This is a genomic window from Streptomyces sp. NPDC042364 (genome assembly GCF_056437585.1).
Window position 1 is genome coordinate 592,575 of record NZ_JBWKAJ010000002.1, and the last position, 19,612, is coordinate 612,186.

The window sequence follows — 19,612 nt, forward strand, 5'->3', positions numbered from 1 at the left end:
GCGGCCACACCGGGTCGAACAGGCCCACCACGGGCACGCTCCGCCCCGCCCGCCCATGAAACACCCTGGTGCCGGCGGCTCCTGACGAACCGGCACCTCGCGCCCGCGAAACCGGTCCCCGCTCGCGACAGGTTGACGGCCCGTCACGTCGGCCACGGCAGGTGGGCGGCCGGAAGCGTCGCCCGACGGCCGTCCCGTGTCACCCCGGACGGCGGGAGGAGCCCCGACGAGCCTCCACTTCTGCCGCCGGACGGCTACGCTCGATGACCTGTACGTCGTTTGGGCGACCTGGGGAGGTAGCGGGATGACGGAGGCACGGCCCGACACGGCCGCCTCGGCTTCCCTGTGGGAGCGCGACGCGGAGATCGCCGCGATCACGGAAGCGATCGAGGGACTCTGCGCCGACCCGACCTCACCCGGCAGGGTCCTGGTCTTCCGGGGCGAGGCGGGCATCGGCAAGACCGCCCTCCTCACCGAGGCGCGCCGTATCGCCGAGGAACGCGGCTGCACGGCCTGGTACGCGCGCGGCGGCGAGACCATCACCTCCGTCCCGTTCAACGTCGTGCGCCAGCTGCTCCAGCCCGCGCTGCTGGAGCTGCTGGACGGCGAGACCCCTGACCACCGGTGCGACTGGTACGACATCGCGGGCCCCGCCCTCGGCCTCGCCGAACCGGGCGAGGCACCCGCCGACCCCCGGCACGTGTGCGACGGCCTCGTCGCCGCCGTGAGCCGGCTCGCCCGCAGGACCTGGCCGCTCGTGCTGCTGATCGACGACGCCCACTGGGCCGACCAGGAGACCCTGCACTGGCTGTCCGCGCTCACCGGACGGCTGGCCGAGATGTGCGTCCTCGTCGTGATCGCCCGCCGCCCCGGTGAGGCCACCGGGGAACGAGCCCGGTGTCTGCGGGAGATCGCCGCCGCGGCCGGCCCCGTGACGAAGATCAGCGCGCTCACGCCCGACGCCACCGCCGGGCTCACCCGCACCACGGTCGGCGAGCACGCCGACGACGCGTTCTGCCGCGAGGTGTGGGCGGTCACCGGGGGCAACCCGTACGACACCGTCGAACTCCTCGCCAAGGTCAAGGACAGCCGGCTCCACCCGGTCGAGGACTCCGCCGCCGAACTGCGCGCCCTCAACAGGGCGGCCCGCGGCCACGGACTCGTCGCCCGCCTGGAGGAACTCGGCGTCGAAGCCACCCGGTTCGCCTGGGCGGCCGCCATCCTCCACACCGGCATCACCGTGGAGATCGTCGCCCGCCTCGCCGGGCTGCCCGCGGACCGGGCGCGGGAGTGCGCCGAACTGCTCACCCAGGCCCGCATCCTCACCGCGCCCGATCCGGCCAACCGCCAGCCCGACGACGGCGACCTGGTGTTCGTCCACCCCCTGATCGCCACCGCCGTCTACGACTCCATCCTGCCCAGCGTCCGCACCGCGTTCCACGGCGTCGCCGCGACCGTCCTCACCGAGTCCGGGCGCGGCCCCGCGGCGGCCTCCCGCCACCTCCTGGAGGTCCTCCCGGACGGCGAGTCCGAAGTCGTCGAACAACTCCGGGCCGCCGCGACCGAGCACCTCGCCGTCGGCGCCCCCGAAGCGGCCCGCCGCTGCCTGGAACGCGCGCTCCAGGAACCGCCCCGGCCCGACGTCCGCGTACGCGTCCTGTACGAACTCGGCTGCGCCACCCTCCTCACCGCCCCCGCCAGGACCGTCGAATACCTCCGCTCGGCCCTCGCCGAACCCGGCCTCGACAGCACGGAACGGGTGGACGCGGTGTTCCGGCTCTCACAGGCGCTCGTCCACAACGACCAACTGGGCGAAGCCGTCCGCACGGTCGAGGCGGAGGCCGCCCGGCTCGAACCGGGGCCGGCCCGAATGCGGCTGCAGGCCGCGCGCTACATGTGGGAGGGCATCCACGCGGGCGAGGAGGCGTCCCCGAACCGCTCCCGGGAACTCGCGGAACTCGCCGCGACCTGCACCGGCCGCGACAACTCCGAACGCGCACTGCTCATCCTGCGGAGCTTCGACGCGATGGCCCGCGGCGAGAACGCCGAGGTGGTCGTCGAGCACTGCGACCGCGCCCTGGTCAACGGCAGGCTCGCACCCGGACTCGGCTGGACCGACACCGAGTGGGGCATGGAACTGCTGCTGATGCTCACCACGTCATACGCCTACGCCGACCGCCTCGACCGTGCGGAGAGCCTGTGCACGGAGGCCCTGCGCACCTACGAGTCCGCCGGATGGAGCGGCGGCCATCTGGCGCTGGCCCACGCCTATGTCGCGCTCGCCCACCGCAGGCGGGGCCGCCTCAGGGAGGCCGAGGCGTCCCTGCGCGAGTCGCTGGTGTTCGCCGAGCGGGTCGGGCGGGGTCTTCCCCTGTTCTGGACGTCGACCTGCAACCTCATCGACACGCTGCTCGCCCGCGGCCATGTCCAGGAGGCATGGGAGGTCGCCGAGAGGAACGGCTTCGCGCCCCCGTACCCGTCGCCCATCGTGCTGCCCGACCCGCGTTCCGTCCGGGGCAGGCTGCTCCTCGCCGTCGGCCGCACCGAGGACGGCATCAACGAACTGGAGGCCGCGGAGAAGGCGGCGGACGCCCGCGGACACCACAACACCGTCCTCGTCCCCTGGGGCGGCGACCTCGCCCGCGCCCTCGCGGGCGTGGACCCGCGACGCGCCGTGGAGATCGCCGGCCTCGTGCGGCGCCGCGCCGAACGCTACGGCACGGACACCGCCATCGGGGAGGCGCTGCGTGTCGAGGCCGCCCTCGCCACCGGCAGGCAGGCCGCCAACCTCTACGCCAAGGCCGTCACCTACCTCGAAGCCTCACCCTCCGCCTACGAACACGCCGCGGCCCGCGTCGAGTACGGCATCGCCGTCCGCTCCGCCACGGAACTCCGACGGGGGCTCACCCTCGCCGAGTCCTGCGGCGCGGACGGTATCGCCGAGCAGGCCCGGGAGGCCCTCGTCGCGCTCGGCTAGGACCCTTCTTGGTCGTGCTCCTCCTCCGCGAGTACCCGCTGGGCCGTCGCGAAGGCCGAGTTGGCCGCCGGGACGCCGCAGTAGACGGCCGTCTGAAGGAGGACGGCACCGATCTCGTCGGGGGTGAGGCCGTTGCGGCGGGCCGCTCGGATGTGCATGGCCAGTTCGTCGTAGTGACCGTGGGCGACCAGGGCGGTCAGGGTGATCATGCTGCGTTCGCGCCGCGAGAGGGTGGGGTCGGTCCAGATCTCGCCCCAGGCGTAGCGGGAGATGAAGTCCTGGAAACGGGCGGTGAAGGGCGACTGATAGGACTGGGCGCGGTCCACGTGCGGATCGCCGAGCACCTGGCGGCGCACCTCCATGCCGTGCCGGGGGTACCCGTCGAAGTGCGTGCGCAGCGCGGCCAGCACCGCCTCCGGGCGTTCGGCGGGCGCGAGATGGGACGCGCCTGGGACTTCCGTGAGCGACGAGCCCGGCACCGCGTCCGCGATCTCCCGCAGATGGGCGGGCGGAGTCGCCGGGTCCTCGCGGCCGGCGATCAGCAGGGTCGGAGCCGTGATCCCGGGCAGCGCGTCACGGATGTCGAAGGAGGCGAGCGCGTCACAGCACGCGGCGTACGCCTCCGGGTCGGCCCTCCGGTGGTCGTCGACCAGCTCCGGCACGGTGAACCCGGGGGTGAACCACCGGGCGTCGGCGGTCCCGGCGAGCCCGGCCAGCCCGTCCCTGCGCACCAGCTCGGCCCGGTCCCGCCACGGCTTCTCCCCGTTGAAGTGGGACGAGGAGCAGATCACCGCGAGGGACGAGATCCGCTCCGGGTGGTGCGCGGCGAGATGCAGACCCACCGCTCCGCCGAGCGACACTCCCGCGTACGCGAACCGCTCGATGTCCAGCGCGTCCGCCAGGGCCAGCACCAGGGCGGCCAGGTCGCCGACCGTCGCCCCGGCGGTGATCAGCTCGGCCGGAGAACCGCCATGGCCCGGCAGGTCCCAGCGGATCACGCGGTGGGTGATGGACAGCTCGGGGGCCACCTTGTCCCACAGCCTGGTGGAGGTGCCGAGGGAGGGGCCGAGCAGCAGCGGGGGAGCGGAGGCCGGGCCCTCCGCACGGTGGTTGAGCAGTGTGTCCGTCAAGGTCGCTCCAGGGCACGGTCGGTGAGGTCACCGGCACAGCCGGTGTAGCGGGCGGGATCGGTGAGGTCCGCCAGGTCGAGATCCTTCAGTTCCGGTTCCTCGGCCAGTAGTTCGCCCAGGGGGCGACCCTCGGCGTGGACGCGCCCGGCGGTCCGGGTGAGCAGCTCCTTGGCGCGGGCCCGGCCGAGCACCGGCGTCAGCTCGGCGGCCAGCCGCTCGGAGACGATCAGCCCGTGGGTGAGACCGAGATGGCGCCGCATGGCGTCCGCGTCCACCCGGAGCCCCCGGGTGAGCTCCACCGCGTCCCGCGCGGCGCCCCCCACCAGCCGGAGCAGATCACGCAACGGCTCCCACTCGGCGTGCCACGACCCGGCGGGCCGCTCGTCCTCGGCGGCCAGTGCGCCGTACAGCGTGGCGGCGAGCTGGGGCGCCCGCCGGGCCGCCGCCGCGATCAGCGTGGACCGCACGGGGTTCGCCTTGTGCGGCATCGCGGACGAACCGCCCCCGCTGCCCTCGGCGACCTCCGCGATCTCCGTGCGGGCCAGCGTGAGCACGTCCACCGCGACCTTCCCCAGGGCCCCGGCTGCGAAGGCGAGCGCCCCGGCGAGGTCGGCGATCGGGGTGCGCAGCGTGTGCCACGGCAACTCCGGCTCCCGAAGGCCCAGTTCACCGGCGTATGCGGCGACGAGGGCGCGGGCGCCGGCCGGCGTGTGCGGTGTCCCGGCCGCGGTCGCCGGGGCGAAGACGGTGAAGGCCGCCAACGTACCGGCCGCACCGCCCAGTTGGGCCGGCAGGCTGGCCCGTACGACCGCGATCCGGTCCCTGGCGTCCAACACCAGCGACCGCCATCCCGCCGCCTTCAGCCCGAAGGTCGTCGGCACGGCGTGCTGGGTGAGGGTCCGCCCGGGCATCGCCGTGTCCCGGTGCTCGGCGGCCAGCCCGGCGAGCGCGGTCTCCGTCCGGCCGAGGTCGGCCAGCACCAGGTCGAGGGTCCGCGCGGCGACCAGCATCGTCGCCGTGTCCATGATGTCCTGGCTGGTCGCGCCCCGGTGGACGTACGGTCCGTACTCGGCGCCGACCGCCGCGGTGAGGTCCGCGACCAGTGGGATCACCGGGTTGCCGCCGCCGCGGGCGCGCTCCGCGAGCGACGCCGCAACGACGGCGCCGGTGCCGTGGCGGGCCGCCTCGGTCACCGCTGTCGCGGCCTCCGCCGGGGCGAGCCCCAGCGCGGCCTGGGCGCGGGTCAGGGCGGCCTCGGCGTCGAGCAGCGCCCGGAGGTAGGCGCCGTCGCCGGTCTCGGCCGCCGCCGGGGAGCCGGTCCACCCGGGGGCGAGCAGACCGGCGTCGGATTCGGCCGGGGGCACCTCCCGCCCGGGGGGTGAGGGAGTCACCGGAACTCCAGGAAGACCGTCTCGCCCTCGCCCTGCAGACGGATGTCGAAACGGTAGGTGCCGTTGCCCTGGTCCTGCGCGATCAGCGTGCGCCGACGCGCCTCCTCCACCCGGGAGAGCAGCGGGTCGGCGGCCAGCGCCGCCTCGTCGTCCGGCAGATAGATGCGGGTGAACAGGTGGACGAGGAGACCGCGCGCGAAGACGCACACGCTGATGTAGGGAGCGTTCCGTCCGCGTGCGCCGGGCCGCAGCGTGCGCGCGGTCCAGTGCCCGTTGGCGTCGGTCTGGATGCGGCCCCAGCCGGTGAACTCGACGCCGTTGCGGCCGAGGAAGCCGCCGCTCGCGGGATCGCGCCGCATGGAGCCGTCGACCTGCGGGACGTCGCCGTCCGGGTCGGGGCCCCACAGCTCCACGAAGGCGTCCGGCAGCGGATCGCCCTCACCGTCGAGGACGTAGCCCTGGAGCGCGATGGTGTCGGGGTGGCCGGCGGGGGCGATGTCGCCGCCGCCGGGGAACGGCAGGGCGTGACCGTAGAAGGGGCCGACGGTGTGCGACGGGGTCGGGAGCACCGTCTCGGGACGGCTCGTGTCGATCTTCGTCATGGCAGGTCAGCGTCCTTCTTCGATCCAGGTGGCCTTCGGTCCGTCGAGCACGATGTCCCAGACGTACCCCATCGAGAACTCCGGCACGGACAGGTTGTGGTCGTACGTGGCGACGAGCCGCTGCCGGGCCGCGTCGTCCGTCACCGACTGGATGATCGGGTCGTACGGGAACAGCGGGTCGCTCGGGAAGTACATCTGGGTGACCAGCCGCTGGGTGAACGCCGTGCCGAAGAGCGAGAAGTGGATGTGGGCGGGCCGCCAGGCGTTGAGGTGCTGGCGCCACGGGTACGGGCCGGGCTGGATGGTCGTGAAGTGGTAGTGCCCGTCGTCGTCGGTCAGGGTGCGGCCGACGCCGGTGAAGTTCGGGTCGAGCGGGGCGTCGTGCTGTTCGCGCTGGTGGGCGTAGCGGCCGGCCGAGTTGGCCTGCCAGATCTCGACCAGCTGGCCGCGGATCGGGCGCCCGTCGCGGTCCAGGAGGCGGCCGGAGACGGTGATGCGCTCACCGATCGGCTCGCCGTGGTGCTGCCGGGTGAGGTCGTTGTCGATCTCGGTGATGTCCCGCTCGCCGAAGGCGGGGGAGGACAGCTCCACCAGCTCCGGGTCCTTGCCGACGTCGATGGGGATCGGCGGCTGCTTCGGGTGCCGCAGCACCGAGGACCGGTACGGCGCGTAGTCACGACGCGGCTGGTGCTCGACCGGCCCGCCGTCGGCGATCCGCTTCTCGTACGCGGCGCGCTCGGCCGCGATCTCCAGGTCGATGTCCGCTTGGGTGAGACTCATGAGGGTTCCTTAGCGCTCGAGGCAGGGGCGAGACCCCGGCCCACGCCGATGCAGAGGGGGGCGGTGCCGGTGCCGGAGCCCTTGCGGGCGGGCTGACGGGCGGCCTGTCCCGGTGGGCGAGCCGGCCGCCCGGACGATCCGTCCGGCCGTGCGAAGGACCGCGAGGCCGGATCCATGGCCCCGCGGTTGTCCGACGCGACCACAGGGCCCGGGACGCCGCGCTCGTGGGGTGCCCGGATCGGCGCGTCCGGCACGCCGCTCGGTCCGAAACCGCCGACCGCGAGCGTCGCGCCGTCCGGCACATCGGCCACTGCCTCCAGGGCTGTGGCGACCGCCTCGACCATCCGTGAAGCCCCATCTCGTCCCGAGTGCCCGGTGACCAATTAGTCAGGGCACTGAGTATTTCGGTGAAGTTCCCTTCACGCTGCCACTCGCCGGGTTCGCCGTCAAGGCCTGCGATACGTGCCAGGTCGGATGGGTGCACGGCGCTGGACACGCCCCGCTGGGATCCCGGTATCGTTCGCATCGTTCAGTGTACGAACGAATCGTTGTCCTTACCGACCGAGCCGAGGAGCGCACATGGCCGCGGTGGACCTCTCCACCCATCCAGGGCACCTGGCCCGACGGCTGCAGCAGGCGCACTACCTGCTGTGGAACGTGATGGTCTCCGAGGAGATCACCTCGCCGCAGTTCGCGGTCCTCAACACCCTCGTCGCCGAGCCGGGGCTCGACCAGCGCACGGTGGGGGAGCGGGTCGGCCTCGACCGCTCGACGATGTCCGAGGTGATCAGCAGGCTCGGCCGCCGGGGTCTGCTCGACAAGGTCCGCGACCCCCAGGACGGCCGGCGCTTCCTCCTGCGGCTCACGGAGGACGGCGAGCGGACGCACCGCAGGCTCACCGTGCGGACCGCCCGGATGAACCAGGTGTTCCTGGCCCCCCTGTCGGAGGACGAGCAGCGCGTGTTCTTCGAGCTGATACGGCGGGTGGCGGACGCGGCGGAGGAACTGCGCAGCCCGGCGGAGACGCTCCGCTAGTGCTGTGACCGGAACGGTTTGCGCCGGACCGTGTCCGTGGACTCCCCTCGGGCCGCCGGTCCGGGTGCCACGCACGCGGCGCGGACGTGACCCGGGCGGCGCGCCCCGGGCCGGAGCCGCGGGTCTGATCCGCTCGGCAGGCGGTGCGGTGAACGCGGCTTCGGGGGAGCGGAGCGTCCGGCCGTGGGCGGCCGGTGGGTCCCCCGCGGTTCACCGGGCTTCTGCTCGGGTGGCGCGACCCGGGTCACTTCTTGACGTACACCACCCAGACCTGGCCCTTCGCGAAGTTCATGGGTTCGCCGTCCGGCGTCGTGAAGGTGGTGCCGTCCGAAGGGTTACTCCGCTCCCAGCGGGCGTCGAAGGCGCGGCCGTCGCGCAGGACCTCGGCCTTCCCGGAGCCCACCGTCTCCGTGTACGGCGTGTTGTTGCCGAGGTAGTCGTGGAACTGGGACTTCCGGACGGTCACGTGCTGGACGACCACGGTGGCCGGCGCGACGCGCGTGCCGTCGGTCAGCACGGTTTCCCGCCCGTCCATGGAGACCGGCCAGCGCTGCTCCTTGTCGGACCAGGTGAAGGTGAAGCGGGCCGCCGGGTAGCGGATCGTGCGGGAGTCCTCGGGGGTGCCGCCGGCAGGCGCCCGGCCGTAGCGGAAGCCGGTGGTCAGGGCGTCGGCGCCGGGCGGGGAGCCGACCAGTTCCGCGGGGCGCAGATAGAGGTTGTGCGGGGCGGCCTTGTCGGTGCCCCGGTAGTACGCGGAACCGGCGTCGCCCGGCGGCCTGGCGTCCAGCGGCGCCCTGTCGATCAACGGGAGCAGCTTGCTCTGGGCCCCGGAGAAGGCCAGGGCCGGCTCGTCGAACTGGCGGAGCAGCTCCAGATCGGACTCCCGGGCGCTGCGCACGGGGCCGACGGCCTCCGGGAACCTCGTCGCGTAGACCGCCATCAGCCGGCTCAGACCGCCCTCGACCTGCTCGGCGTAGACGATGTCCGCGGCGTCGAGCCCCGTCTGGGGTCTGGCGGCGCGCACGTTGTCGATCTTCACGGCGAGTATCGAGCCGGCGGACGCCGCGGTGCCGGGTCTGTCCCCGGGGCTTTCGCCCTGGCGGCCGTCGTCCGAGCCGCTCCCGGAGCAGCCCGCCATGAGGGCGCCCGCCGTGAGCGCGGCGAGTACCATGCCCGTCGTCCCCCGGCGCCGAGTCCGCCGCGTCTTCAGTTCCATGCCCACCGTGCCCGTCCTTCGCCGCGTTTTGCCTTTGATTGTGCGCTTATCAGGTGATAGTTGGCCATCCCTGTTTACTTCCGCCCGCATCGGCCGGTTCGCCTGACATCGGCGTGGTTCGGCACCAGCGCTCCGGGTACTCGTGCCGGACCTGCGAGGCCGAGTCGAGGGACGGAGCGGGACGCGATGAAGGCAGTGACATGGCAGGGCAAGCGGGACGTACGCGTCGAGACGGTGCCCGACCCGGGGATCCAGGAGCCGACGGACGCGGTCATCCGCATCACCTCCACCGGGCTGTGCGGCTCCGACCTGCACCTGTACGAGGTGCTCACGCCGTTCATGACGCCGGGCGACATCCTCGGCCATGAACCCATGGGCATCGTCGAGGAGGTGGGCGCAGCGGTACCCGACCTCGCGGCGGGCGACCGGGTCGTGGTGCCGTTCCAGATCGCCTGCGGCAACTGCTGGATGTGCCTCACCGGGCTGCCCACCCAGTGCGAGACCACCCAGTGCACCGGCGAGGGCATGGGCGCCGCCCTCTTCGGCTACACCCGGCTGTACGGCGCGGTGCCGGGCGCGCAGGCCGAGTACCTGCGGGTCCCGCAGGCCCAGTTCGGACCGATCAAGGTGCCGGAAGGCCCGCCCGACGACCGGTTCGTCTACCTCTCCGACGTGCTCCCCACCGCCTGGCAGGCGGTCGAGTACGCACACGTCCCGCCCGGCGGCAGTGTCGCCGTGCTCGGCCTGGGGCCCATCGGCGACATGGCCTGCCGGGTAGCCCAGGTACGCGGCGCCGAGCAGGTGTTCGGCGTGGACCTGGTGCCCGAGCGGCTGCGCCGGGCCCGCGACCGCGGTGTCGAGACGTTCGACCTCAGGGACTTCGACAGCCAGAAGGAACTCGTGACCGCCATCCGCGACCGCACGGCCGGACGCGGCCCCGACGCCGTGATCGACGCCGTCGGCACCGAGGCCCACGGCAGCGCGGCCGCCAAACTCGCCCAGACCGCGGCCGGAATGCTGCCCCGCGCCATCGGCGCCAAGTTCGCGGAACACCTCAGCGTCGACCGGCTCGCCGCCCTGCACACCGCCATCGAACTGGTACGGCGCGGCGGCACCATCTCCATCTCGGGCGTGTACGGCGGCACCGCCGACCCCATGCCGCTGCTCACCATGTTCGACAAGCAGATCCAGCTGCGCATGGGCCAGGCCAACGTCCGCACCTGGAGCGACGCCATCCTGCCGCTCCTCACCGACGAGGACCCGCTGGGCGTCGACACCTTCGCCACCCACCGCATGCCGCTCAGCGAGACGCCGCACGCCTACGAGATGTTCCAGCGCAAGGACGACGGGGCGGTGAAGGTGCTGCTGGAGCCGTGAGCGGACCCCTTGGACACCCCTTGGCCAGGGGCCGACCACTAGGGGCCGAGGATCTCCGCCAGGTCGTAGTTCACCGGCTCCTCCAGCTGCGCGTAGGTGCAGCTCTCGGGGGTGCGGTCCGGGCGCCAGCGGCGGAAGCGCGCCGTGTGACGGAAGCGGACGCCGTTCTCCATGTGGTCGTACGCCACCTCGGCCACCCGGTCGGGCCGCAGCGCAACCCACGACAGGTCCTTCTGCCCCGACCAGCGGCTCGGCGCGCCCGGCAGCCGCGCCGTCTCGTGCGCCGCCTCCTCGGCCCAGGCCGCCCAGGGGTGCTCCCGGGCGTCCGCCATCCGCAACGGCTCCAGCTCGGTCACCAGCTCGGCGCGGCGCTTCATGGGGAACGCCGCCGACACTCCCACGTGCTGCAGGGTTCCTCCGTCGTCGTACAGGCCGAGCAGCAGGGACCCGACCACGGGCCCGCTCTTGTGCAGCCGGTACCCCGCGACCACCACGTCCGCCGTACGCTCGTGCTTGATCTTGAACATGGCGCGCTCGTCCTGCCGGTACCGCAGATCGAGCGGCTTGGCGATCACCCCGTCGAGCCCGGCGCCCTCGTACTGCTCGAACCACCGCTCGGCCACCGCGCGGTCCGTGGTCGCCGGGGCGAGATGGACGGGTGCCGTGACCCCGGCCAGGGCGCGTTCGAGGAGCCTGCGCCGGTCGGTCAGCGGAACATCGGTCAGCGACTCGTCGTTCAGGGCCAGCAGATCGAAGGCGACGAAGGAGGCGGGCCGGGTGTCGGCCAGCATCCGGACACGGGAGTCCGCCGGGTGGATGCGCTCGGTGAGCGCATCGAAGTCGAGCCGGCCGCCGCGGACGATCACGATCTCGCCGTCCATCACACAACGCTCCGGCAACCGCTCCGCGAGCGCCCGCACCAGCTCGGGAAAGTACCTGGTCAGCGTCTTGCCGGTACGGCTGCCGAGCTCCACCTCGGGGCCGTCGCGGAACACGATCGCCCGGAACCCGTCCCACTTCGCCTCGTAGTGCATGTTCGGCGGGATCTTCGCCACGGACTTGGCGAGCATCGGCTTCACGGGCGGCATCACCGGCAGATCCATCCTCCGATTCTGCGGCCCCGCGAGGATATTCGCCCGGTATGCGGCATTCACCGCCTGCGCCTACCGTGGCCGCATGGGTGATGCGGTGGAACTGGAGGTTGCGGGCAGGACGGTACGGCTGTCCAGCCCGGACAAGGTGTTCTTCCCGGAGCGCGGTTTCACCAAGCTGGACCTCGCCCGGTACTACCTCGCCGTCGGCCCCGGCATCCTGCGGGCCCTGCGGAACCGGCCCACCACCCTGGAGCGCTACCCGGACGGGGTGACCGGAGAGAACTTCTTCCAGAAGCGGGCCCCGAAGAACATGCCCGACTGGATTCCCACCGCCCACATCACCTTCCCCAGCGGACGCAGCGCCGACGAGATGTGCCCGACCGAGGTCGGGGCCGTCGTGTGGGCCGCCCAGTTCGGCACGCTCACCTTCCACCCGTGGCCGGTCCGCCGCGACGACGTCGACCGCCCCGACGAACTCCGGCTCGACCTCGACCCGCAGCCGGGCACCGACTACGCCGACGCCGTCCGCGCCGCCCATGAGCTGCGCTCCGTCCTCCATGACTACGGCGACCTGCGCGGCTGGCCGAAGACCTCCGGCGGACGCGGCCTCCACATCTTCGTCCCGATCGCACCGCACTGGACGTTCACCCAGGTCAGACGCGCCGCCATCGCCGCCGCCCGCGAACTGGAGCGCCGGATGCCGGACCAGGTGACCACGGCCTGGTGGAAGGAGGAGCGAGGCGAGAAGATCTTCGTGGACTACAACCAGACCGCCCGCGACCGCACCATCGCCTCCGCCTACTCGGTACGGCCCCGCCCGCACGCCCCCGTCTCCGCGCCCCTGACCTGGGACGAGGTGGGCACCGCCGTGCCCCGCGACTTCGATCTCGCCACGATGCCGGTGCGCTTCGCCGAACGCGGCGACGTGCACGCCGACATGGACGACCACGCGTACTCCCTGGAAGCACTGCTGGAACTGGCCGCGCGTGATGAGCACGACCACGGACTGGGTGATCTGCCCTATCCGCCGGAGTATCCGAAGATGCCGGGGGAGCCGAAGCGGGTGCAGCCGAGTCGGGCGAAGAGGCGCTGACCGGTCGTCGGCCGGTGCCCGGTGCCGCCCTGTGCCGTCGTGCGAGTGCCGCTTCGGCGTCCCTTTCCGCGCAGTTCGCCGCGCCCCGTGCGGGCGGCGCTACAGCTCCTTGATCCGGATGTCGCGGTAGGAGACCACGTCCGTCGTGCCGTGCACCTGCAGTCCGAGGTAGCCGGAGGCGAACCGCCGCCCGTCCGTGCCCGGGTCGTCCGCGCGGGGCGGGGCGAAGTCCTGGCCGCCGGTGTTGTCGAACTCGTTGATCAGCACCCCGTTGCGGTACACGGAGTAGTGCTGGTCGACCACGCGGATCTCGTAGTCGTTCCAGGTGCCCTTCTGGGTGACACCCGCGCCCGCGAGCCCCACCCGGTCGAAGCCGTAGACCGAACCCGTCTTGTACATGTCGCCGTCGGGGCGGTCCAGGACCTGCACCTCGTGGCCGTACTTGATGGCGACCCACTCCGGCCGTGACTCCTCCGGGTGCTCGTGGACCCACGGGAACCGCACGAAGACCCCGGAGTTGGCGTTGGACGTGCCGGGCGCGTCGTCACGCCACTGCAGGCGCAGCGAGAAGTCGCCGTACTTCCGCTCCGGGAACCACAGCATGCCCAGCCCGTCCTTCGTCGTCCCGGACGTGATCGAGCCGTCGGCGTTGCGGGCGAACGAACCGCCGCCCACCTGCTGCCACTTGGCGAACGACTCCGCCGTCCCGTCCAGGATCGTCCGATAGCCCTCGGTCTGACCGGGCCTGCCGATGCCGGACTCCGCCGCGGCCTCCTTCACCGCGTCGTACTCGCGCCGGTCGACCACCCCGGCCTTCAGCAGCTTGTTCAGGACGGTGTCCACGTGCTTGAGGAACAGCGCGTGGGACGTCCACTCCTTCTCGTCCTCGATCAGCTCGTTGATCCGGCAGCGGTTGTCGGTCACCCGGTTCGGCACACCCGAGTCGACCGCGCCGACGATCACCGTCAACCGCTCGTCGTACTCCGCGCAGGTGGGGGCCGGTACGCCGCCGCCCGCGACGACCGTGAACGTCACCGAGCGCGCCGCGGCGGTGTTGCCCGCCTTGTCGCTCGCCCGGTACGCCACCGTGTGCGTGCCCGCGCGGTCGACGACCACGGGGGCGGCGTAGGCGAGGTAGGGACCGCCGTCCAGCGAGTACTCGACCGCGGCGACACCCGATCCGCCGTGGTCCGTCGCGCTCACGGTGACCTTCGCGCTCCTCAGGTAGGCGCCGGCCGAGTTCCGCTCGCCCTCGACGGTCACCCCGGTCACCGGGGGTGTCGTGTCGGCGGCGGGCGGGGCCACGACCGTGAACCCGACGCTCTTCGCCGCCGAGACGTTGCCCGCCCTGTCCGTCGCCCGGTACCGCACCTCGTGCGTGCCGGTCTCGTGCACCATCACCGGAGCCGTGTAGGGCCGCCAGGCGCCCGAGTCGCCGAGCGCGTACTCGACGGTGTTGACCCCGGAGCCGGTGTCCGACGCGGACACGGTGACCGTGGCCATGGCGACGTACTGACCCTGGGCGTTGCGTTCACCGGTCACCGTGGCCGAGGTCTCCGGCGCGGTGGTGTCGTCGGTCGGCGGCGCGACGACGGTGAACTCCACGCTCTTCTCGGCGGCCGTGTTGCCCGCCTTGTCGACCGCCCGGTAGCGGACCTTGTGGTTGCCCACCTGGTCGATCACCACGGGGGTGGTGTACGGCGCCCATGCGCCCGTGTCGCCGGTCGCGTACTCGACCCGCTCCACCCCGGAGCCGCCCGTGTCGGTCGCGGTGACGGTCACCGTCGCCGAGCCGACGTACGCGCCCTCGGAGTTCCGGGTGCCGCTCACCGAGGCCGAGGTGTCCGGCGCGGTGGTGTCCTCGCCGGTGCCCTCGGTGACCACGAGGATGCCCTGCATCTGCCCGTGGCCGGGGATGGTGCAGTAGTAGCGGTACCGGCCGGGGGCGAGCGTCACCTCGGCGGTGTGCCGGCCGCCGCGGTCGTCGTTCGGGTTGGCCAGGATGTTCAGCGGGACGTCGTTGTTGTACTCCGGGTCGGAGACGTCGAACGTCAGCGTGTGCGGCATCCCCGTCGTGTTGCCGGTGGCGGTGCTGTTCTCGAACACGATGGTCGTCGCGCCCGCGACCGCCGTCCTCGGGGCCGTCGTGTACTTGGTGATGTCGTCGCCGGCGGTCCAGGTGAGCACCTGGGCAGCGGCCTCGGCGGCCGGTTCCGCCCGCCCGGTGGCGGGCGTCGCCGTGAGGCCGAGCACCATCAGCAGGGCTGCCGTCAGGACCGCCCACAAGCGTCTCTCGCGCGTCACCGCGCCCTCCTCGCGAGCTGGTCGGCGGCCGGCGTGGGGCCGCCGCCCGTGTAGGTCACCCGCCACAGGGCGGACTTGGCGTCGGACGTGAAGAAGCCGCGTCCGTAGTCGAGGAGGTACAGGGCCCCGTCCGGCCCGAACTTCCAGTCCATCAGGTTCCTGATGCCGTCGTTGCCGACCGGGATGATCCGTTTCAGCGTCTCGGCGTGGATCGGGAGCCCGCCGCCGCCGTGGTTCCTCGGGTCGGTGAGCACGGCGTGCCGCGGCTGGTCCGCGTCGTAGAAGTCGCCGACGAACCACTTGCCGTCCCAGTACGCGGGCCACCGGCCGGAGCCGGTCGCGGCGGGGTCGTAGCGGTAGACCGGGCCGTTCATCGCGGCCTGTCCGCCGCCCTTCAGCCAGGGCAGCAGGTACTTGGCGTCCTCGTTCTTGTAGGAGGGGACGCCGTTCGCGTCCCGCGGGAAGTCGGGGGCGCCGCCCTGCGGTGAGTACCAGATGTTGTTGCCGGTCACCGGGGGCAGGTTGACGAGGCCGTCGTTGTTGGGGGACTCGTTCTTCGGGTGGTCGCAGTCGTACCAGCCCAGCGGCTTCGACGGGTCCGGCAGATTGCGGTCCCGGTACGGCTGCTCGTTGCCCATGCAGTACGGCCAGCCCCGGTTGCCCGCCTCGGTGATGACGGCGAACGTGTCGTACTTCGCCGGCCCCCAGGTCGTCGACGGCGCCGAGGCGTCCGGGCCGACCCAGCCCGCGTAGAGCACGTCCGTCTTCTTGTCGACGAAGATCCGCGCGGGGTTCCGTACACCCATCACATAGATCTCGCCGCGTGTCTTCCCACCGCCCTCGTCGGTCTCCTGCCCGGTGAAGAGGTTGCCGTCGGGCAGGGTGTACGTGCCGTCCGGCTCCGGGTGGATGCGCAGGATCTTGCCGTTGAGGTTGTTGGTGTTGCCGGCGGTGCGCCGCGCGTCGGCGAAGGACACGCCCTTGTAGTTGGGCTGGGGGTTGTTGCCCGAGTAACCGGCGCTGAAGCCGCTGGAGTTGTTGTCGCCGGTCGCGATGTACAGGTTGCCCCGCGAGTCCCAGGCCATCCCGCCGCCCGCGTGGCAGCAGCTGTGGATCTGCACCGGCCACGTGAGCAGCACCTTCTCGCTGCCCGGGGCCAGCTTGTTGGTCGCGAGGTCGAGCGTGAAACGGGAGACGCGACGCTCGGCCATCCGGGTGTCGCGGTTGATCTGCGCGTGGGGCGTGTAGTGCAGGTACACCCAGCCGTTCTGCTGGAACCCGGGGTCCAGCTCGATGCCCAGCAGCCCCTCCTCGACCTTGGTCAGCTCGTCACCGCCGCCCTTGTTGCCGAAAACGGTGAGGGCGCCGGCCAGGGTGACCTGCTGGGTCCGCGGGTCGTAGACATGGACCTCGCCCCTGCCCTTGCCGATGTCCGGGTCGTTCCAGTCGGTGACCACCGGCTGGGAGGAGTCGGCGCCGCCGCGGCCGATGTAGAGGACACGACCGTCGGGGGCGGTGACCAGGCCGTGCGGTTCGCCGATCTGGTCGTTCTGCCCTGGCTGGTTGGGCCGGGTCAGCCGCTCCGCCTTGTAGTTCGCGTCGATCGTCGCCTTGCAGTCGGCCCGGGTCAGCCGGGACGTCCACAGCAGGGCGCCGCGCAGATGCGCACGGAAGTCGCTCTCGTCGTACGCCGACACCGTCCCGCCCATGCCGGTGTAGAAGGAACGGCCGCCGTCGTAGTCACGGCACCAGCTCACCGGGTGGTCCCAGCCGTTGGCGCTCGCGCCCGGCTGGTACGTCGACTCGCGCACCCGCGCCACGGTGTGCACCGCACCTGACGGGTTCTTCACCCAGTTGAACCACTTGTCCGGCCGCTTCCACTGCACGGGCAGGTCCTTGGTGGCCGGGTGCCGCCGGTCCCCGACCTCGACCGTGGCCCGCTGCACGGCAGTCGGGCTCGACGCGGCCGGGCGGGCGCCGATCAGCCCCGTGAACCAGTCCGAGTACGGCTCGGCGCGTGCCGCGTCATGGATGCCGACGAAACCACCGCCCGCCTCCATGTAGGCCTCCAGGCCCGCCTCCTGCTCGGGGTCCAGGACGTCGCCGCCGCCGGTGAGGAAGACCACCGCGTTGAAGCCGCCGAGACGGGCCCCGTCGGTGAAGACGGAGGCGTCATCGGTGGCGACGACCTCGAACCGCTCGGCCGCGGGCCCGGAGAGCCCGATCCGCTCGATGGCCTCGATCCCGGCGTTGACGAGCGGCGACTCCTCGCCGGATGCCGCGGACCCGTGGAAGATCAGCACCCGAGGGCCCGAGCCGCCCGGGGGCGAGGTGATCGACATCGTTGTCAGTCCGGGCTCCGGCGCCGGGCGGGCGTGGGCCGCGGGGCCCGACAGCAGCCCGGCGGCCAGGACCGAGGCGGTCACGGCGGCCGCCCAGGGCCGTCTTCCCCGCCTTCTCGTGTCGCTCAACCCTCGTAAGTACATGGGCACCTCCTCGGTCACAGCCACAGCGCCAAGGAAGCTAAACCCCTTTGCGCGGCACGCCAATACCTATGACCGGAATGCCACCAACTTTGTCCTGGGTGTGGATAAACATCCGTCGTGCCGCTACCGTCTCACAGGTTCGCCACAGACACCGGCGTGCCTTCGTGAATGCCGTATCCGCATGGGGAGTTCCGCATGGACGGACTGGACAGACGAGGCTTCAACCGACGGCTGCTCCTCGGTGGCGCCGCCGCCGCGACATCGTTGTCCGTGGCCATCGACACGGTCGGCGCGCCCGAGGCCGCGAGCGCCGACACGGCGGCGAGGACGGCTCCGGCGGGCGGCGAGGTCCGGCACATCAGGCTGTACGCCGAGAAACTGGCGGACGGTCAGATGGGCTACGGCCTGGAGAAGGGCAAGGCGTCCGTGCCCGGCCCGCTGATCGAGCTGAACGAAGGCGACACGCTGCACATCGAGTTCGAGAACACCATGGACGTGGCGGCCAGCCTGCACGTCCACGGACTGGACTACGAGACCTCCAGCGACGGCACGAAGCTCAACAGGAGTGACGTCGAACCCGGCGGCACCCGTACGTACACGTGGCGGACGCACGCGCCCGGCCGGCGCAAGGACGGCACCTGGCGGGCCGGCAGCGCGGGTTACTGGCACTACCACGACCATGTCGTCGGCACGGAACACGGCACGGTCGGCATCCGCAAGGGCCTCTACGGGGCGGTGATCGTCCGCCGCAAGGGCGACGTCCTCCCCGACAAGACCGTCACCGTCGTCTTCAACGACATGCTCATCAACAACAAGCCCGCCCACTCCGGACCGGACTTCGACGCGACCGTGGGCGACCGCGTGGAGTTCGTGGTCATCACCCACGGCGAGTACTACCACACCTTCCATCTGCACGGACATCGCTGGGCCGACAACCGCACGGGCCAGCTGACCGGCCCCGACGACCCCAGTCAGGTCATCGACAACAAGATCTGCGGCCCCGCCGACTCCTTCGGCTTCCAGATCATCGCCGGTGAGGGTGTCGGAGCCGGCGCCTGGATGTACCACTGCCACGTCCAGAGCCACTCCGACATGGGCATGGTCGGCCTGTTCCTGGTCCGCAAGCCGGACGGCACGATCCCGGGATACGAGCCGCACGAGCACGCGCACTGAGGCCCGTCCGCGCGTCTCGCTTCAGCCCCCGCTGATGTCCAGCACGTCCCATGTGGGTGACGACTCCTCCTGGACGTAGATGCGCGGTCCCCGCGACACGACACGCCGCCGGCGGTCCACCGGGGTGCCGTCCGCGCGGAGAAGACGCGAGGTGACCACGGTGTCGACCGAGGTCTCGCCGAGGGAGGCCACGACGAGCCGGTCGCGGTCCTGCCCGTAGCCGCCGAAGAACGCGACGAACTCTCCGTGCACGGCCACACCGGACGCGCCCTCGACCTGTGTCGAGCGCAGCCGGAGCGGTCGGCCGTCCCCCACCTCCACCAGAGGGAAGGACATGTAGGGCGTGTACGGATACACCCAGGCCGCCCTCCGGTCCACGTTCAGCGCGTAGCAGTGGGCGATCCAGTCGGCGCCGGGCGGCGGGCTGTACGCCCACAGGGCGTCACCGGTGGCGCTCCAGCGGCGTGCGCCCGCAGTGCTGAGGGGATCGTCGCCGTACACGCCCTCGTCGAAGTACCCGATCCACAGGTCGCCGGACTCGTCGGTCAGCAGATGCTCGATCCCGTCGCCGACGCGGAACGTCCACGTGGGACGCCCCAGCGCGTCGAAGACCTGGACCTGCTCGGCACCCGCACGGCTGCGCGCGTCCGCGACGACGAAGCCGCCGTCCGGAAGCGAGTCGACCTTGGGGTGACGGGCCGACACCGAACCGAGCGAGGTCTCGTACGAGGCGCCGTCGTCGACGGTGACGACCACGGCGTCGTACGGCCCCGGCGCCTCCGCCGGAGCCCGCAGCAGCCAGTGGGCGCGGCCGAAGGCGTCGACCGTGCTGTGGAGGAGATGCAGATCGCGGTACGCGCGCGGAAGGCGGGCGTACCCGGTCAGGCGGTCAGGCGTCATGGGCCTTTCTCATGGTCATGCGGTGATCTTCACGGCTGCCCCCTGCCCGGTGCA

General features: G+C 72.1%; 14 protein-coding genes and 1 pseudogene. 5 read left to right on the top strand and 10 right to left on the bottom strand.

Annotated features, from left to right (window positions below; translation table 11 throughout):
- Positions 1–304: 304 nt before the first annotated feature.
- Positions 305–2,977: an ATP-binding protein gene (locus AC067N_RS05880; protein WP_478677631.1), complete on the top strand. Its 2,673-nt coding sequence runs from the start codon at positions 305–307 to the stop codon at positions 2,975–2,977.
- Here AC067N_RS05880 and pcaDC read toward each other — a convergent pair.
- From pcaDC to AC067N_RS05905, 5 genes and pseudogenes are all read right to left on the bottom strand, one after another.
- Complete coding sequence (gene pcaDC, locus AC067N_RS05885; RefSeq protein ID WP_478677632.1) at positions 2,974–4,107, bottom strand: bifunctional 3-oxoadipate enol-lactonase/4-carboxymuconolactone decarboxylase PcaDC; 1,134 nt, start codon at positions 4,105–4,107, stop codon at positions 2,974–2,976. The genes AC067N_RS05880 and pcaDC overlap by 4 nt on opposite strands.
- Positions 4,104–5,498 carry a 3-carboxy-cis,cis-muconate cycloisomerase gene (gene pcaB, locus AC067N_RS05890; RefSeq protein WP_478677633.1) on the bottom strand — a complete coding sequence of 465 codons (1,395 nt, stop codon included), beginning with the start codon at positions 5,496–5,498 and terminating at the stop codon, positions 4,104–4,106. The genes pcaDC and pcaB overlap by 4 nt, the downstream gene beginning before the upstream one ends.
- On the bottom strand, positions 5,495–6,100 hold the full coding sequence (gene pcaG / locus AC067N_RS05895) for a protocatechuate 3,4-dioxygenase subunit alpha (protein WP_478677634.1): 606 nt from the start codon (positions 6,098–6,100) through the stop codon (positions 5,495–5,497). The genes pcaB and pcaG overlap by 4 nt, the downstream gene beginning before the upstream one ends.
- 6 nt (positions 6,101–6,106) lie before the next feature.
- Positions 6,107–6,880, bottom strand: coding sequence for a protocatechuate 3,4-dioxygenase subunit beta (gene pcaH / locus AC067N_RS05900; RefSeq protein ID WP_478677635.1), 774 nt, complete (start codon positions 6,878–6,880; stop codon positions 6,107–6,109).
- Positions 6,881–6,967: 87 nt separating this feature from the next.
- Positions 6,968–7,224, bottom strand: a pseudogene (locus AC067N_RS05905) (CoA-transferase); the annotation flags it as partial.
- A 235-nt stretch (positions 7,225–7,459) separates the two neighbouring features.
- Between AC067N_RS05905 and AC067N_RS05910 the strand changes: the two are divergent.
- On the top strand, positions 7,460–7,915 hold the full coding sequence (locus tag AC067N_RS05910) for a MarR family winged helix-turn-helix transcriptional regulator (protein ID WP_478677636.1): 456 nt from the start codon (positions 7,460–7,462) through the stop codon (positions 7,913–7,915).
- 244 nt (positions 7,916–8,159) lie between these two features.
- Here the strand turns inward: AC067N_RS05910 and AC067N_RS05915 are convergent, their stop codons facing one another.
- Complete coding sequence (locus tag AC067N_RS05915) at positions 8,160–9,131, bottom strand: DUF3048 domain-containing protein (protein WP_478677637.1); 972 nt, start codon at positions 9,129–9,131, stop codon at positions 8,160–8,162.
- A gap of 186 nt (positions 9,132–9,317) precedes the next feature.
- Between AC067N_RS05915 and AC067N_RS05920 the strand changes: the two genes are divergently transcribed.
- The gene (locus AC067N_RS05920; protein WP_478677638.1) at positions 9,318–10,508 is read left to right on the top strand and encodes a zinc-dependent alcohol dehydrogenase; all 1,191 of its coding nucleotides are present in this window, start codon (positions 9,318–9,320) and stop codon (positions 10,506–10,508) included.
- Between the two features lie 38 nt (positions 10,509–10,546).
- Here the strand turns inward: AC067N_RS05920 and AC067N_RS05925 are convergent, their stop codons facing one another.
- Complete coding sequence (locus tag AC067N_RS05925; protein ID WP_478677639.1) at positions 10,547–11,611, bottom strand: ATP-dependent DNA ligase; 1,065 nt, start codon at positions 11,609–11,611, stop codon at positions 10,547–10,549.
- Positions 11,612–11,684: 73 nt separating this feature from the next.
- On the opposite strand from AC067N_RS05925, the gene ligD reads away from it, so the two are divergent.
- Positions 11,685–12,695, top strand: coding sequence for a non-homologous end-joining DNA ligase (gene ligD / locus AC067N_RS05930; RefSeq protein ID WP_478677640.1), 1,011 nt, complete (start codon positions 11,685–11,687; stop codon positions 12,693–12,695).
- A gap of 99 nt (positions 12,696–12,794) precedes the next feature.
- On the opposite strand, the gene AC067N_RS05935 is transcribed toward ligD, so the two are convergent.
- Positions 12,795–14,951, bottom strand: a complete 2,157-nt coding sequence (locus tag AC067N_RS05935; RefSeq protein ID WP_478677767.1) for an OmpL47-type beta-barrel domain-containing protein — start codon at positions 14,949–14,951, stop codon at positions 12,795–12,797.
- Positions 14,952–14,995: 44 nt separating this feature from the next.
- A complete protein-coding gene (locus tag AC067N_RS05940) occupies positions 14,996–17,485 on the bottom strand; it encodes a ThuA domain-containing protein (protein ID WP_478677641.1) in 2,490 nt (829 codons plus the stop codon).
- Positions 17,486–17,680: 195 nt separating this feature from the next.
- On the opposite strand from AC067N_RS05940, the gene AC067N_RS05945 reads away from it, so the two are divergent.
- Positions 17,681–18,658, top strand: a complete 978-nt coding sequence (locus tag AC067N_RS05945) for a multicopper oxidase domain-containing protein (RefSeq protein WP_478677642.1) — start codon at positions 17,681–17,683, stop codon at positions 18,656–18,658.
- A gap of 21 nt (positions 18,659–18,679) precedes the next feature.
- On the opposite strand, the gene AC067N_RS05950 is transcribed toward AC067N_RS05945, so the two are convergent.
- Complete coding sequence (locus AC067N_RS05950; protein ID WP_478677643.1) at positions 18,680–19,558, bottom strand: hypothetical protein; 879 nt, start codon at positions 19,556–19,558, stop codon at positions 18,680–18,682.
- Between the last annotated feature and the right edge of the window lie 54 nt (positions 19,559–19,612).